A 15,193-nucleotide genomic window follows, 5' to 3' on the forward strand; every position below is an offset into this window, starting at 1 on the left:
TGCCACCGGTCAACCCCGTCGGGCGGCCCCGCGTCCCTGAGCGTGACGAACGTCCGGGAGGACGCATGACCGCCGATCACACGCGGGTCGCGGGCGGTGCCTCCGGCGTCGGCCACGGCGGCTCGCCGCAGCACACCGTCGTCGTCGGCGGCGGGCTCGCCGGCGTGACGTGCGCGCTGCGGCTCGCCGAGAGCGGCGTGCGGGTCACGCTACTCGAAGGACGGCCGCGGCTCGGCGGCCTCGCCTTCTCCTTCCGGCGCGGTGACCTCACCGTCGACAACGGACAGCACGTCTACCTGCGCTGCTGCACCGCCTACCGGTGGTTCCTGGAGCGCGTCGACGGTGCCCACCTCGCCCCCGTACAGCCGCGGCTCGACGTGCCCGTGCTGGACGTCGGGCATCCGCGCGGACCCCGCCTCGGACGGCTGCGGCGCACCGGCCTGCCCGTACCGCTGCACCTGGCCGGCAGCCTGGCCACCTACCCGCACCTGTCGCTCGCCGAGCGGGCGGCCGTCGCCCGCGCCGCGCTCGCGCTGCAGCGGCTCGACCCCGCCGACCCCGCCCTCGACGGCATCGACTTCGCGACCTGGCTCGGCCGGCACGGCCAGTCCGCACGGGCCGTCGAGGCCCTGTGGGACCTGGTCGGCGTCGCCACCCTCAATGCCGTCGCCCCGCGCGCCTCCATGGGCCTGGCGGCCATGGTCTTCAAGACCGGACTGCTGTCCGAGCCCGGCGCCGCCGACATCGGCTGGGCGCACGTCCCGCTCGGCGAGCTCCACGACACCCTCGCCCGCAAGGCCCTCGACTCCCTCGGCGTCCGCACCGAGCTGCGCACCAAGGCGGAGCGGATCAGCCGCGGCGACGACGGGCGCTGGACCGTGCGGGTGCCGGGGGAGACCCTGGAGGCCGACGCCGTCGTCCTCGCCGTCCCGCAGCGCGAGACCCGCGCGCTCCTGCCCGACGGCGCCCTCGACGACCCCGACCGGCTCCTCGACATCGGCACCGCCCCCATCCTCAACCTGCACGTCGTCTACGACCGGAAGGTGCTGCGGCAGCCCTTCTTCACCGCGCTCGGCTCCCCGGTCCAGTGGGTCTTCGACCGCACCGGTTCCTCCGGGCTCACCGGTGGCGGGCAGTACCTCGCCGTCTCCCAGTCCGCCGCCCACGACGACATCGACGAACCCGTCGCCGCGCTCCGCGAGCGCTACCTCCCGGAGCTGGAGCGGCTGCTGCCCGCCGCCCGGGGCGCCGGGATCCGGGACTTCTTCGTCACTCGCGAGCGGACCGCCACGTTCGACCCGACCCCAGGCGTCGGCCGGCTCCGCCCCGGCGCCCGCACCCATGCACCCGGCCTGTACCTGGCGGGCGCCTGGACCGCCACCGGCTGGCCCGCGACCATGGAGGGTGCCGTCCGCAGCGGCTTCAGCGCCGCGGGCGCCGCACTCTCCGCCCTCGGCCGCCACCACGACCACCCGCTACAGGAGGCGGCATGAGTGTGAGTACCGGAACCAGAGGAGAAACCGTGCCGACTGTGCCCCCGGGGAGTCCGGCGGTCGACACCGCGGACGTCGCCGCACTGCTGGAGCGGGGCCGCGCCCTGTCCACGCCCGTCATGCGGGCGGCCGTCGACCGCCTCGCGCCGCCCATGGACACCGTGGCCGCCTACCACTTCGGCTGGATCGACGCCCAGGGCAACCCGACCGAGGGCGACAGCGGCAAGGCCGTCCGGCCCGCGCTCGCCCTGATCTCCGCCGAGGCGGCGGGCGCCGCGCCCGAGGTCGGCATCCCCGGCGCCGTCGCCGTGGAGCTCGTGCACAACTTCTCGCTGCTCCACGACGACCTGATGGACGGCGACGAGCAGCGCCGCCACCGCGACACCGTGTGGAAGGTGCACGGCCCCGCCCAGGCCATCCTGGTCGGCGACGCCCTGTTCGCCCTCGCCAACGAGCTGCTCCTCGAGATCGGCACCGTCGAGGCCGGCCGGGCCACCCGCCGGCTGACCACGGCCACCCGCAAGCTCATCGACGGCCAGGCCCAGGACATCAGCTACGAGCACCGCGAGCGGGTCACCGTCGAGGAGTGCCTGGAGATGGAGGGCAACAAGACCGGCGCCCTCCTCGCCTGCGCCGTCTCCATCGGCGCCGTCCTCGGCGGCGCCGACGACCGCACGGCCGACAAGCTGGAGGAGTACGGCTACCACCTGGGCCTCGCCTTCCAGGCGGTCGACGACCTCCTCGGCATCTGGGGCGACCCGGAGGCCACCGGCAAGCAGACCTGGTCCGACCTGCGCCAGCGCAAGAAGTCGCTGCCGGTCGTCGCCGCGCTCGCGGCCGGCGGCCCGGCCTCCGAGCGACTCGGCAGGCTGCTCGCCGCCGACGCCAAGAGCACCGACTTCGACTCCTTCTCGGAGGAGGAGTTCGCCACCCGCGCCGCCCTCATCGAGGAGGCCGGCGGCCGGGAGTGGACCTCCCAGGAGGCCCGCCGCCAGCACGCCGTCGCCGTTCGTGCCCTGCACGACGTGGACCTGCCGGCCCACGTCCGGGAACAGCTCACGGCGCTGGCCGACTTCGTCGTCGTACGGAAGAGATGATCACCATCGCCCTGATATGAGTGCGCAGTCGCCGTCCGGTGCCGTCCGGCACCGGACGACGGCAGACCCGAAGAAGCAGAACGTACGACGAAGTACACCGCCTGCACGAAGGGGAAGCCATGACAGCGACGACCGACGGGAGCGCCGGGGCCGTGGGTCCCCGGGCGGCCGCGGCCAGCGACACGACCACCACCACCCCGGCGGACCTCGACGAGGCCGCCGCCGCCGCGGCGGAACGATCCGTCGACCACCTCCTCGGCCGCCAGGACGCCGAGGGCTGGTGGAAGGGCGACCTGGAGACCAACGTCACCATGGACGCCGAGGACCTGCTGCTCCGGCAGTTCCTGGGGATCCTCGACCCGGACACCACCCGCGCCGCGGCCCTCTTCATCCGCGGCGAACAGCGCGAGGACGGCGCCTGGACCACCTTCTACGGAGGGCCCGGCGACCTCTCCGCCACCGTCGAGGCGTACGTCGCCCTGCGCCTCGCCGGGGACGCGCCCGACGCCCCGCACATGGCCCGCGCCTCCGCCTGGGTCCGCGCCCGAGGCGGCATCGCCGAGGCCCGCGTCTTCACCCGGATCTGGCTCGCCCTCTTCGGCTGGTGGCGCTGGGAGGACCTGCCCGAGCTGCCGCCCGAGCTGGTGTTCCTGCCGAGCTGGTTCCCGCTCAACATCTACGACTTCGGCTGCTGGGCCCGGCAGACGATCGTGCCGCTCACCGTCGTCTCCGCCAAGCGGCCGGTCCGCCCGGCCCCTTTCGGCCTCGACGAGCTGCACACCGACCCGGCCCGCCCCAACCCGGGGAAACCCCTGGCCCCCGCGGCGAGTTGGGACGGCTTCTTCCAGCGCGTCGACAAGGGACTGCACCTCTACCGCAAGGTCGCGCCGCGCCGGCTCCGCAAGGCCGCCATGAACGTCGCCGCCCGCTGGATCGTCGAGCGGCAGGAGAACGACGGCTGCTGGGGCGGCATCCAGCCGCCCGCCGTCTACTCGATCATCGCCCTCCACCTCCTCGGCTACGACCTGAAGCACCCCGTGATGCGGGCCGGGCTGGAGTCCCTCGACCGCTTCGCCGTGTGGCGCGAGGACGGCGCCCGCATGGTCGAGGCCTGCCAGTCCCCGGTCTGGGACACCTGCCTCGCCACCATCGCCCTCGCCGACGCCGGCGTACGGCCCGACCACCCCGCGCTCGTCAAGGCCGCCGACTGGATGCTCGGCGAGGAGATCGTCCGCACCGGCGACTGGGCCGTCCGCAGGCCCCAACTCCCTCCGGGTGGCTGGGCGTTCGAGTTCCACAACGACAACTACCCGGACATCGACGACACCGCCGAGGTGATCCTCGCGCTCCGCCGGGTCAGGCACCCCGACCCGGCCCGGGTGGACGCGGCCGTCGCCCGCGGCGGCCGCTGGACCCTCGGCATGCAGTCGAAGAACGGCGCCTGGGGCGCCTTCGACGCCGACAACACCAGCCCCCTCCCCAACCGGCTGCCGTTCTGCGACTTCGGCGAGGTCGTCGACCCGCCCTCGGCCGACGTCACCGCCCACGTCGTGGAGATGCTCGCCCACGAGGGCCGGGCCGACCACCCGAGCACCCGCCGGGGCGTCGCCTGGCTGCTCGCCGAACAGGAGCCCTGCGGCGCCTGGTTCGGCCGCTGGGGCGTCAACTACGTCTACGGCACCGGGTCCGTGGTCCCGGCCCTCACCGCCGCGGGCGTCCCCCGCGGTCACCCGGCGATCCGGCGGGCCGTCGGCTGGCTGGAGTCCGTGCAGAACGAGGACGGCGGCTGGGGCGAGGACCTGCGCTCCTACCACGAGCAGCGGTGGATCGGCCACGGCGCCTCCACCGCCTCCCAGACCGCCTGGGCGCTGCTCGCGCTGCTCGCGGCCGGCGAACGCGAGTCCGAGGCGGTCCGCCGCGGCGTCGCCTGGCTGGTCCGCACACAGCGGGAGGACGGCTCCTGGGACGAGCCGTACTTCACCGGCACCGGCTTCCCCTGGGACTTCTCCATCAACTACCACCTCTACCGCCAGGTCTTCCCGCTCACCGCGCTCGGCCGCTACGTGAACGGCGAGCCCGTCCCGCACGGCCGGGAGGGCCGCTGATGGACAAGGAGCCGGCCGCCGGGGCCGCCGTACCGCCGCTGCTCGTCGCCTGCGCGCTCGGCATCGAGAAGCTGGCGCTGCGCAGCGGCGACCGGGGCGGGGCACCCGCGCCCGTGACCGTGGTACGGACCGGGATGGGCCCGGCGCAGGCGCGCCGGGCGGTCTCCCGGGTCCTCGGGCGCGAGCCCTGGCGGGACGCCGCCGTCATCGCCTCCGGCTTCTGCGCGGGGCTCGCGCCGGGCATGCACCCCGGCGATCTGATCGTCGCCGAGGAGACCCGCGGCCCCGACGGCACCCTCGCCTGCGTCGGCACCGGACTCCTGGTGAAGGCGCTGGTCAGGACGCTGCCCGGGCGCACCGTCCACACCGGCCCGCTCACCGGATCCGACCACGTGGTCCGCGGCCCCGAGCGGGCGGCGCTGCTCGCCGACGGGGCGATCGCCGTCGACATGGAGTCCGCCGCCACCCTGAGCACCGCCGTGGCCGCCGGACCGCGCCCGGTTGCGGCCGTACGGGTGGTCGTGGACGCTCCGGAACACGAACTGGTCCGGATCGGCACGGTGCGCGGGGGAATATCGGCCTTCCGTGTTCTTCGTGCGGTCCTTCCCGCATTCTCCGAATGGCACCGTTCTTTGCTGCTCCCCAGGAGGTGAGCGAGTTATGGCCATGCCGCTCCGTCAGTCCGTCCGGGTCGGGACCTACCTCTTCGAACAGAAGCTCCGCAAGCGGGACAAGTTCCCACTGATCGTCGAGCTCGAGCCGCTGTTCGCCTGCAACCTCAAGTGCGAGGGCTGCGGCAAGATCCAGCACCCCGCCGGCGTCCTCAAGCAGCGGATGCCGGTCGCCCAGGCGGTCGGCGCGGTCCTGGAGTCCGGGGCGCCGATGGTCTCCATCGCCGGCGGCGAACCGCTGATGCACCCTCAGATCGACGAGATCGTCCGCCAGCTGGTGGCCAAGCGCAAGTACGTCTTCCTGTGCACCAACGCCATGCTGCTGCGCAAGAAGCTGGACGAATTCACGCCCTCGCCGTATTTCGCCTTCGCCGTGCACATCGACGGACTGCGGGAACGGCACGACGAGTCGGTCGCGAAGGAGGGCGTGTTCGACGAGGCGGTGGCGGCGATCAAGGAGGCCAAGCGGCGCGGCTTCCGGGTCACCACCAATTCGACCTTCTTCAACACCGACACCCCGCAGACGATCATCGAGGTGCTCAACTACCTCAACGACGACCTCAAGGTCGACGAAATGATGATCTCCCCCGCCTACGCCTACGAGAAGGCTCCCGACCAGGAGCACTTCCTCGGCGTGGAACAGACCAGGGAACTCTTCAGGAAGGCGTTCGCGGGCGGAAACCGCCGGCGCTGGCGGCTCAACCACTCGCCGCTCTTCCTGGACTTCCTCGAAGGCAAGGCCGATTTCCCCTGCACCGCGTGGGCGATCCCCAACTACTCCCTCTTCGGGTGGCAGCGCCCCTGCTATCTGATGAGTGACGGCTACGTCCCGACGTACCGCGAGCTCATCGAGGAGACGGACTGGGACAAGTACGGCCGCGGCAAGGACCCGCGCTGCGCCAACTGCATGGCGCACTGCGGCTACGAGCCCACCGCCGTCCTCGCCACCATGGGCTCGCTCAAGGAGTCGCTGCGCGCGGTCCGCGAGACCGTCTCCGGGAACGGGTGAACCGGTCATGACGGACGGGTCCGGCACCGGCGGCTTCGACCTGCGGGCGCTGCTCGCCGAGCGAGGCGGCGAGCGCTACGAACTGCACGCCCGCCACCTCAACCCGCAGCTCCCGCGGATGCTGCACACCATCGGCTTCGACAAGGTCTACGAGCGGGCCGAGGGCGCCCACTTCTGGGACGCCGACGGCAACGACCACCTCGACATGCTCGCCGGCTTCGGCGTCATGGGCCTCGGACGGCACCACCCCGTCGTCCGGCGGGCGCTCCACGACGTCCTCGACGCCCGGCTCGCGGACCTCACCCGCTTCGACTGCCCGCCGCTGCCCGGACTCCTCGCCGAGAAGCTCCTCGCGCACAGCCCGCACCTCGACCGGGTCTTCTTCGGCAACAGCGGCACGGAGGCCGTCGAGACCGCCCTCAAGTTCGCCCGGTACGCCACCGGCAGGCCGAGGATCGTCTACTGCTCCCACGCCTTCCACGGGCTGACCACGGGCTCGCTCTCCGTCAACGGCGAGAGCGGCTTCCGGGACGGCTTCGGGCCGCTGCTTCCCGACACCGCGATCGCGCTGGGCGACCTGGAGGCGCTGGAGCGGGAGCTGCGCGGGGGCGACGTGGCCGGATTCGTCGTCGAGCCCATCCAGGGCAAGGGCGTCCACGAGTCCCCGCCGGGCTTCCTGCGGGCCGCCCAGGAGCTCCTGCACCGGCACGGCGCCCTGCTGATCGCCGACGAGGTGCAGACCGGCCTCGGCAGGACCGGCGACTTCTACGCGTACCAGCACGAGGACGGCGTCGAGCCCGACCTGGTCTGCGTCGCCAAGGCGCTCTCCGGCGGCTACGTGCCGGTCGGCGCCACCCTCGGCAAGGACTGGATCTTCCGGAAGGTCTACTCGTCGATGGACCGGGTGCTGGTCCACTCGGCGAGCTTCGGCGCGAACGCCCAGGCCATGGCGGCGGGGCTCGCGGTGCTCTCGGTGATGGAGGCCGAGGGGACGGTGGCGCACGTCCGCCGGATCGGCGACCTGCTCGCCGGCCAGCTGCGCGAGCTCGTACCGCGCTACGAGCTGCTCAAGGAGATCCGGGGCCGGGGCCTGATGATCGGCATCGAGTTCGGCCGGCCGTCCTCGCTGGGCCTGCGCAGTCGCTGGACGATGCTCCAGGCGGCCCGCAAGGGGCTCTTCGCCCAGATGGTCGTGGTCCCGCTGCTGCAGCGGCACCACATCCTGACCCAGGTGTCGGGGGACCACCTGGAGGTGATCAAGCTGATCCCGCCGCTGGTCGTCGACGAGGCGGACGTCGACCGCTTCGTGACCGCCTTCACGGCCGTGATGGACGACGCCCACGGCGGCGGCGGACTGATGTGGGACTTCGGAAAGACACTGGTCAAGCAGGCCGTCGCGCAGCGCTGACCGAAACCGGTTCCCGGGTTTTGCCTCTGGGGCAAGAAATTTGCCCCAGAGGAAAGATCCTGGCGGAATGGACGCATGGACCACGTCCCCGAGGGCTCCGCCCCGGTTCCCGCCGTCGCCGACGTCCTGCCCGACGTCGCTCCCCAGCTGCGCGGACTGCGCCGTCGGCGCGGGCTCACCCTGGAGGCCGCCGCCCAGCGGGCCGGCCTCTCCCCGGCGCACCTGTCCCGCCTGGAGACGGGCCACCGGCAGCCCTCGCTGCCCATGCTGCTCGCGCTCGCCCGTATCTACGGTACGACGGTCTCCGAGCTGCTCGGCGAGGTCCCGCCCGAGCGTGACCCGGTGATCCGCGGTGACAAGGCCGAGGCCGTCGAGGCCGACGGCTGGGTCTACCGCCCCGCGGGCGGGGCCGGCCGCGCCCTGCAGGCGCTGCGCGTCCACGTGCCGTACGCCACCAGTGCCGACATCGTCCGGGTCCACCCGGGCGAGGAGTGGATCCACGTCATCGAGGGCCGGGTGAGGCTCGCGCTCGGCGACGCCGTGCACGTCCTCGACCCGGGGGACAGCGCGCACTTCGACTCGCTCACCCCGCACCGCATCGGCGCCGCCACCCGCGGCGGCGCCGAGCTGCTGTTCGTCCACACGCTGCTGCAGAGCCCCGCCGCCGAGCTGTGCCTCGGCGACGGCGTTCCGCACCGCCGCTGACCCCCAGAAGGGATCGACATGTCCGAGAAGTCCGCACCGGTCACCGGCGAGGAGCGCGGTGGCGGCAAGTTCCCCAAGGGCCTGGTGCTCAGGCTCTTCGCCTACCTGGTCGCCGGCCACCTCTTCGCCGCGTTCCTCTACCTGCTGTTCGCCCTGGGCGCGCAGAACCAGTAGGGGAACCTCAGGGGCGGGCCCCTCCCAGGGCCCGCCCCAGGTGGCTACGCGCCGGCGAGCAGTCGCTCGCGCAGCCGCTCACGGGTCTCCGGGGCGAGCCGCAGGCCCTCCGCCAGGTAGGCGTCGACCGAGCCCCAGGTCTCCTCGACGGCGTCGAAGGCGGCCCGCAGGTACTCCACCCGCGCGTCGAACAGCGGGCTCAGCAGCTCCATCACCTCCGGCGACATCGCGTCCGGGGCGGTGGAGCTGCGCTGCACCTTGTAGCGGCGGTGCGGGGCGTTGGACTTCAGGTAGTCCTCCTCGATGGCCTCGCGCTCCACGCGCACCGCGAGCAGCGAGATCGCGATGGCGAGACCTGCCCGGTCCTTGCCGGCCGCGCAGTGCATCAGGGCGGGGACGCTGTCCTCGGCCATCGCGTGCAGGATGCGGCTGTGCTCCGCGGTCTTGCCGATGACCATCTTCCGGTACGAATCGGACATCCTGGCGGCGGCCTTCCCGTCGCCGAGCAGCTCGCGCAGCTGGGCCAGGTCCCCGGTGCGGACCAGTCGCCAGAACTCCTTGCCGTCGGCCGGGTCGCTCAGGGGTATGTTCACGTTCCGCACGCCGGGAAGATCGACGTCCGGGCCCTCGATGCTCAGGTCGGCCTCGTTGCGGAAGTCGAAGACGGTGTGCAGACCCAGGGTGGCGAGGAACTCCGCGTCCTCCGTCGTGGCGTGGGCGAGGTGGCCGCTGCGGAACAGCTGCCCGGGGCGCACGGACAGGCCGTCCATGGTCGGCAGTCCGCCGAGGTCGCGGAAGTTGCGCACGCCGGTGAGCTCGGGCTCGGTCGTCGCTTGCGTCACGGTTGCTCCTGCTGTCGAGATCGGTTCCTGGGGCAATCATCATGGCTGCGGGGCTGTGCATACACCCCATCGGGAGGGAATGGGTGAACTGTCCGAATTGACTGATTGGACATAAGCCGCCCTGGTTGCAGGGGAGATGGGCTTCGGGGCGTGAGCAGCGTCATACGCGTGACGGACCGTGGCTGATCGTCTTTTCCAAATTCCCTTCGGCAAAGGCGAATCGAAAGGCCGTCATCGACGGAGGGTGACCGGAATTCCGGCCGGAATTCACGCGGTGGCCGATTCCATGGAACCGGCGGCTTGTTCTCGTCGTCCTCGCTCGTCTAGCGTCGCGCTCACTCCGGACGGACCGCCTAATCCTGCCGCCGACCGGAATCCGCACCCACCCGTACACGGCAGGAGCGGGGGACCCAGGTAAGACGCCGATCCCTCGAAAGGACGGCTCGGGGTGAAGCCGCGTGACCGCGCGGCCGGACATCTCCAGTCCGAACCCGACAGCTCACCTCGCAGGCGACGGAGAGGAATTCGCCATGCCCGCGAAGGGTAAGCACCGCCGTCCCAAGGTCACCCCGATCACCCGCGGGATCGTGGCCGCCGGCGCCGGAGGCGCCGTCGTCGCCCTCCCGCTGATCGGCGCCACCGGCGCGCACGCCGCCGAGCAGACCGCCCCCGCCGCCCCGCAGCAGATCGCCGCCGCCGCTGCCCACGCCGCCGCGACCCCCGCCAAGCCCCCGGCCAAGGTCACGACGTACACCGTCGTGCGCGGCGACTACCTGTCGAAGATCGCCGCCGAGCACCACCTCGCCGGCGGCTGGCAGAAGCTCTACCGCGACAACCGCCAGGTCGTCGGCGAGAACCCCTCGCTGATCCTCCCCGGCATGGAGCTCACCCTCGGCGCCAGGAACACCGCCAAGGCCGCACCCGCTCCCCAGGCCGCCGCTCCCAAGCCCGCCGCCAAGGCCGCCACCCCCAAGAGCTCCGGCAAGAACGGCGACACCGCGCCCGGCCGCGCCTCCCGCGGCGGCGAGCGCGCCTCGGCCCCGGCCGCCGCCGTCTCCTCCCCGGACGCGGCCTCCTCCTCGTCGTCCTCTTCCTCGTCCTCCTCGGCCGGTGCCGCCAGCTCCTCCGGCTGGGTCGCCCCCGTCGCCGGAGGCATCTCCACCCCGTACCGGGCCTCCGGCTCGATGTGGTCCTCCGGCTACCACACCGGTGCCGACTTCATCGCCTCCTCCGGCACCACCGTCCGCGCGGTCGGCCCCGGCACCGTGCACTCCGCCGGCTGGAGCGGCGCCTACGGCAACGAGGTCGTCATCAAGCACGCCGACGGCACGTACTCCCAGTACGCCCACCTCTCCTCGCTGTCCGTCTCCGCCGGCCAGTCCGTGAGCGGCGGCCAGCAGATCGGCCTCTCCGGTTCGACCGGCAACTCCACCGGCCCGCACCTCCACTTCGAGATCCGCACCGGCCCGAGCTACGGCGCCGACATCGACCCGCTGGCCTACCTGCGCCGGCACGGCGTGAGCATCTGACCTCGCGTCAGCACCAGGACGGCACTCCGGAGGCCCGGCACGACCAGTGCCGGGCCTCCGGCGTATTCCGGCTTGGGGGAATCTTTATCGGTGGCGTATGTCACCCACCGTCAACCCCTCCTTACGGTCGCGTAGGTCACATCCCGAAGGGAAGGATGTGCTCCCGTGGCAGACGATTCGAGATCAACAGACCAGCACGCATTCGGGTCGTACGCGGCGATCGGTGACAGCTTCACCGAGGGCGTCGGAGACCCCGGGCCCGACGGGACGTTCGTCGGCTGGGCGGACCGCTTCGCGGTCCTGCTCGCCGACGAGATGCCGGAACACGACCACTTCCGGTACGCCAATCTCGCCGTACGGGGGCGCCTCCTCGACCAGATCGTCACGGAGCAGGTCCCGCGGGCCAAGGAGCTCGCCCCGGACCTCGTGACCTTCTGCGCGGGCGGAAACGACATCATCCGACCCGGCACCGACCCGGACGACGTCGCCGAGCGCTTCGAGCGCGCGGTGGCCGACCTCACCTCCGCCGTCGGCACCGTCATGGTGACCACCGGCTTCGACACCCGCGACGTGCCCCTCCTCAAGCACCTGAGGGGCAAGATCGCCACGTACAACGGTCACGTCCGGGCCATCGCCGACCGGTACGGCTGCCCGGTGCTCGACCTGTGGTCGCTGAAGTCCGTCCAGGACCGCCGTGCCTGGGACGACGACCGGCTCCACCTGTCGCCCGAGGGCCACACCCGGGTCGCGCTGCGCGCCGCCCAGGTCCTCGGCAGGCGCGTACCCGCCGACCCGGAGCAGCCGTGGCCGCCGCTGCCGCCGCGCGGCACCCTCGAGGTCCGCAAGGACGACATCCACTGGGCAAGGGAGTACCTCGTCCCGTGGATCGGGCGCCGGCTGCGCGGCGAGAGCTCCGGCGACCACGTCGCGGCCAAGCGCCCCGACCTCATGCCCCTGTAGGGCGCGGGGCCGGGAGCCGGGCCGGCGGGGCCGGGATCCGCTCCAGGACACCGCCCGCGAACACGTCGTACAGCGGCAGCGTCTCCAGGTGGACGTAGCCGATGTGGCAGTCGCACACGGCGATCGGACAGGGGCGCGGGCGCAGCGCGGCGCGGTACGAGCCGTCGTACAGGTTGCCCAGCTCGGCAGGGACGAAGTGGCACCGGCGCACCGTCCCGTCGCCGTCCACCGAGACGACCGACTCGCCGGTGCGGCAGGGCAGCCCCGCCGAGGCGTGCGGATGCCGGCTGTACGGGAAGAGGGGGTCGAGGGCCGTCCAGTCCTCGGCCTCCTCGTCGGCGTACGTGCGGCCCTCGGCCGCGTTCACCCACAGGTACACCTCCTCCGGCAGCTCCGCCCGGAGCCGCCGGGCGTGCTCCCGGTGCTCGGGCAGCCCGACGATCCCCACGCTGAAGCGGACGCCCCGCGCGGCGAGGTCACGGCACTTGCCGAGGAAGCGGTCGTACGGCGTCTGGCCCGGGTGGTACGTGCACCACAGCGCCAGCGAGCCGAGGTCCGCCTCCGTCAGCCACTCCGTACGGCAGCTCAGATTGGTCTGGATCGCCACCCGCTCCACGTGCGGAAGCCGGGACAGCTCCACCATCGTCCGCCGGTACCAGGACCGCACCAGGCCCTCGCCCCAGGGCGTGAACAGGATCCGCAGCCGGTCCCCGGTCCGTCCCGCCGCCCACCCGGCGAAGCGCTCCAGGGCCGCCCGGTCGGCCCGCAACTGCTCCCGGCTGTCGCGGCGCTTCGCGAACGGGCAGTACGGACAGTCGTAGTCGCAGGAGGCCAGCGGCCCCCGGTAGAGCAGGGTCAGATCCATCGCGGCCTCGCTCCTTCGCCCTCGCCACGTCGCCTCGCCACCACGTCGCCTCCGCTACTTCGCCTCGTACGCGGCCATCGCCGCCCGCACCGCCGGCGAGAACAGCTCGGGACCGAGTCCGTCCGAGTACGCCAGTCCCTCGGGCGACAGTCGCAGCAGCCCGTCCGGGGCCTCCGCGTCCAGCCAGCCCCGCCGCTCGAAGCGGGCCAGCTCGGCCCCGAAGTCCTCGAACGGCGAGCCGCCGAAGCGGGCCGTGTAGTCGGCCACCGGCATGCCCTCGGCCTGGAGCAGCGACTGCAGCAGATGACGGCGGCGCGCCTCACCGGCGTCGACCGGGCGCCCCACCTCCGCACGGGAGAAGTCGGCCGTCTCCGTGTAGCGGTCGATGATCGAGCGGATCTCGCGCATGTCCACCGCGTAGTCGAACGAGTAGTGCAGCCGCGAGGTGTACGAGCGGGCGCCGCAGCCCAGCCCGATCATGCCGTCCGTCTGGCAGGCGTGGTCGTCGGGGCCCAGCGCCGGCGCGTCCGCGCGGCGGAACATCCGCATCGACACCTGCTCGTAGCCGTGGGAGAGGAGGTGGTCGCGGCCGTGCCGGTAGAGGCGGAGCCGCTGCTCGTCCCAGGCCCGGTCGGCCGCCGCCGGGTCCTGGAGCCGGCCGAGGCCCGTCAGCGGGCGCACGTACAGGGGATAGAGGTAGAGCTCCTCGGGACGCCAGGCCAGGGCGGCGTCGAGGGAGCGGCGCCAGGACTCCTCGGTCTGGCCGTCGATCCCGTAGATCAGGTCGATGTTGAGGACCGGCACACCGGTGTCCCGGATGCGGCCGAGGGCCGCCTCGACGTCCGCGCGTCGCTGCGGGCGCACCGCCGCCCTGGCCTCGGCCTCGACGAAGCTCTGCACGCCGATGCTCAGCCGGGTCGCGCCCCGCTCGGCGAGCACGGCGAGCCGGTCGGCGGTAGCCGTGGCCGGCGAGGTCTCCACGGAGAGGGGTATCGCCCGCAGATCGGCGCCCATCCGCCGCTCGGCGATGTCGCAGAGCCGGGTCAGCTCGGCGGCGGTGAGGAAGGTGGGCGTGCCGCCGCCGAAGGCGGCCGTGGCGAAGCGGGCCGGACCGTCGTCGCCGAGCGCCTCGCGCACGGCCACGGCCTGCCGCTCCAGCGCGTCGAGGTAGCGGGTGGTCAGCTCGTCCGGGGCGCCGATCCGGGTGAAGAGGTTGCAGAAGCCGCAGCGGACCTCGCAGAAGGGTATGTGCGCGTAGAGGGACAGCGCGTCCTTCGGCTCGCCGGCCCAGAGCTCCGCGAGCGCGGGCCGGTCGGTGAGCGGGCGGTACGCCGTCTTGTGCGGGTAGGCATAGACGTAGCTCCGGTACGGACGCGGGAGCGCGGCCGCGTCCGCGGCCGGGGTCGCGGTCCCGCTTCCGCTCCGGGCGGGGGTCGCGGTCCCGTTTCCGGTCGTGGCCTCGGGCTCGTACGAGGGCGCGGTGGGGGTGTTCACGCGGCCGTCTCCTTCGCGTCGCGGTCCGGTCCCGGCAGTACGAACTGCGCGTACGGCACCGTCCACACGCTCTCGTGGCCCAGCCGGTGGCCGGTGAAGCCGTCCTCGCCGTAGGCCGTGCCGTGGTCGGAGCAGACGATCGCGAAGCAGTCGCGGCGGCTGCTCATCGCGGCGAACAGCCGGCCGATGTGACGGTCCACGTACTCCAGGGCGGCCGCGTGGGTCTCCCGGGTGTCGCCGTCCTCGCGGCTCGCGCCCGGCCGGTGGAACCAGTTGGGCTGGTGCAGGGCCGAGACGTTGACGAAGAGGAAGAGCCGGCGGTCACGCGGGAGCGCGGCGACGACCTCCTCGGCCCGGGCCACCTGCGACTCGAACGAGGTCGGCGAGGCCACGCCGAAGGACGGCTCCCAGTGGCTCTCCTGGAACAGGCCGGGCAGCACCGAACCCAGCGGGGGCTGCTTGTTGAAGAAGCCGACCCCGCCGATGCACACCGTCCGGTAGCCCTCGTACGCGAGCGCCGAGACCAGGTCGGGCGCGTCGTGGAAGACGTAGGTGCCGTCGGCGGTGGTCTCGCTGCCCGCGAACCGGGCGGCGAAGAGCCGGGGGTGCGGTCCCGGTGTGGCAGGCGTCGGCAGGAAGCCCGCGAAGATGGCCTGGTGGGAGGCGTAGGTGAAGCTGCCGGGCGCGTGCCGCCGCTCCCACACGCCGCCGGGCAGGTGCCGGGCCAGGTGGGGTGTGCGGCCCTCGGCGGCGAGCTCGGCCGCCACGTCGTGGCGCAGGGTGTCGAGGGTGACGAGAAGGACGTCGTGGCTGCCGACGATCTCGTTCATGTCGGTCGTGG

The 15,193-nt window shown here is 72.8% G+C and carries 14 protein-coding genes and 1 riboswitch; of the genes, 10 read left to right on the plus strand and 4 right to left on the minus strand.

What is annotated here, in order from left to right; genetic code table 11:
* Positions 1–65: 65 nt before the first annotated feature.
* From hpnE to ESG85_RS35000, 8 genes are all read left to right on the plus strand, one after another.
* On the plus strand, positions 66–1,493 hold the full coding sequence (hpnE, locus tag ESG85_RS15470) for a hydroxysqualene dehydroxylase HpnE (protein ID WP_128979613.1): 1,428 nt from the start codon (positions 66–68) through the stop codon (positions 1,491–1,493).
* On the plus strand, positions 1,490–2,590 hold the full coding sequence (locus tag ESG85_RS15475; RefSeq protein WP_128979614.1) for a polyprenyl synthetase family protein: 1,101 nt from the start codon (positions 1,490–1,492) through the stop codon (positions 2,588–2,590). The genes hpnE and ESG85_RS15475 overlap by 4 nt, the downstream gene beginning before the upstream one ends.
* 119 nt (positions 2,591–2,709) lie before the next feature.
* A complete protein-coding gene (shc, locus tag ESG85_RS15480) occupies positions 2,710–4,695 on the plus strand; it encodes a squalene--hopene cyclase (RefSeq protein WP_128979616.1) in 1,986 nt (661 codons plus the stop codon).
* Positions 4,695–5,348 carry a phosphorylase family protein gene (locus ESG85_RS15485; RefSeq protein ID WP_128979618.1) on the plus strand — a complete coding sequence of 218 codons (654 nt, stop codon included), beginning with the start codon at positions 4,695–4,697 and terminating at the stop codon, positions 5,346–5,348. Before shc ends, ESG85_RS15485 begins: the two co-directional genes overlap by 1 nt.
* Before the next feature lie 7 nt (positions 5,349–5,355).
* Positions 5,356–6,375 carry an adenosyl-hopene transferase HpnH gene (gene hpnH / locus ESG85_RS15490; RefSeq protein ID WP_128979620.1) on the plus strand — a complete coding sequence of 340 codons (1,020 nt, stop codon included), beginning with the start codon at positions 5,356–5,358 and terminating at the stop codon, positions 6,373–6,375.
* Positions 6,376–6,382: 7 nt separating this feature from the next.
* Positions 6,383–7,783: an aspartate aminotransferase family protein gene (locus tag ESG85_RS15495; protein WP_128979622.1), complete on the plus strand. Its 1,401-nt coding sequence runs from the start codon at positions 6,383–6,385 to the stop codon at positions 7,781–7,783.
* Positions 7,784–7,858: 75 nt separating this feature from the next.
* Complete coding sequence (locus tag ESG85_RS15500) at positions 7,859–8,488, plus strand: helix-turn-helix domain-containing protein (protein WP_128979625.1); 630 nt, start codon at positions 7,859–7,861, stop codon at positions 8,486–8,488.
* A gap of 18 nt (positions 8,489–8,506) precedes the next feature.
* A complete protein-coding gene (locus tag ESG85_RS35000; RefSeq protein WP_164986248.1) occupies positions 8,507–8,662 on the plus strand; it encodes a DUF6126 family protein in 156 nt (51 codons plus the stop codon).
* Positions 8,663–8,706: 44 nt separating this feature from the next.
* Here ESG85_RS35000 and ESG85_RS15505 read toward each other — a convergent pair whose 3' ends face one another.
* Complete coding sequence (locus ESG85_RS15505; RefSeq protein ID WP_164986249.1) at positions 8,707–9,504, minus strand: tyrosine-protein phosphatase; 798 nt, start codon at positions 9,502–9,504, stop codon at positions 8,707–8,709.
* 373 nt (positions 9,505–9,877) lie between these two features.
* Positions 9,878–10,030, plus strand: a riboswitch (cyclic di-AMP (ydaO/yuaA leader).
* Positions 10,031–10,034: 4 nt separating this feature from the next.
* Between ESG85_RS15505 and ESG85_RS15510 the strand changes: the two genes are divergently transcribed.
* Positions 10,035–11,033, plus strand: a complete 999-nt coding sequence (locus ESG85_RS15510; protein ID WP_128979628.1) for a M23 family metallopeptidase — start codon at positions 10,035–10,037, stop codon at positions 11,031–11,033.
* A 165-nt stretch (positions 11,034–11,198) separates the two neighbouring features.
* The gene (locus ESG85_RS15515; RefSeq protein ID WP_128979631.1) at positions 11,199–11,993 is read left to right on the plus strand and encodes an SGNH/GDSL hydrolase family protein; all 795 of its coding nucleotides are present in this window, start codon (positions 11,199–11,201) and stop codon (positions 11,991–11,993) included.
* Here the strand turns inward: ESG85_RS15515 and ESG85_RS15520 are convergent.
* Genes ESG85_RS15520 through ESG85_RS15530 form a run of 3 tightly spaced genes read right to left on the minus strand, consistent with a single transcriptional unit; the run spans position 11,980 to position 15,182 of the window.
* Positions 11,980–12,858, minus strand: coding sequence for an STM4011 family radical SAM protein (locus ESG85_RS15520; protein ID WP_128979633.1), 879 nt, complete (start codon positions 12,856–12,858; stop codon positions 11,980–11,982). The two genes, ESG85_RS15515 and ESG85_RS15520, sit on opposite strands and share 14 nt — an antisense overlap.
* A 54-nt stretch (positions 12,859–12,912) precedes the next feature.
* On the minus strand, positions 12,913–14,352 hold the full coding sequence (locus ESG85_RS15525) for an STM4012 family radical SAM protein (protein WP_128979635.1): 1,440 nt from the start codon (positions 14,350–14,352) through the stop codon (positions 12,913–12,915).
* The gene (locus tag ESG85_RS15530) at positions 14,349–15,182 is read right to left on the minus strand and encodes an STM4013/SEN3800 family hydrolase (protein WP_128979716.1); all 834 of its coding nucleotides are present in this window, start codon (positions 15,180–15,182) and stop codon (positions 14,349–14,351) included. Before ESG85_RS15530 ends, ESG85_RS15525 begins: the two co-directional genes overlap by 4 nt.
* Between the last annotated feature and the right edge of the window lie 11 nt (positions 15,183–15,193).

Source organism: Streptomyces roseicoloratus (assembly GCF_004117935.1).
GTDB lineage: Bacteria > Actinomycetota > Actinomycetes > Streptomycetales > Streptomycetaceae > Streptomyces > Streptomyces roseicoloratus.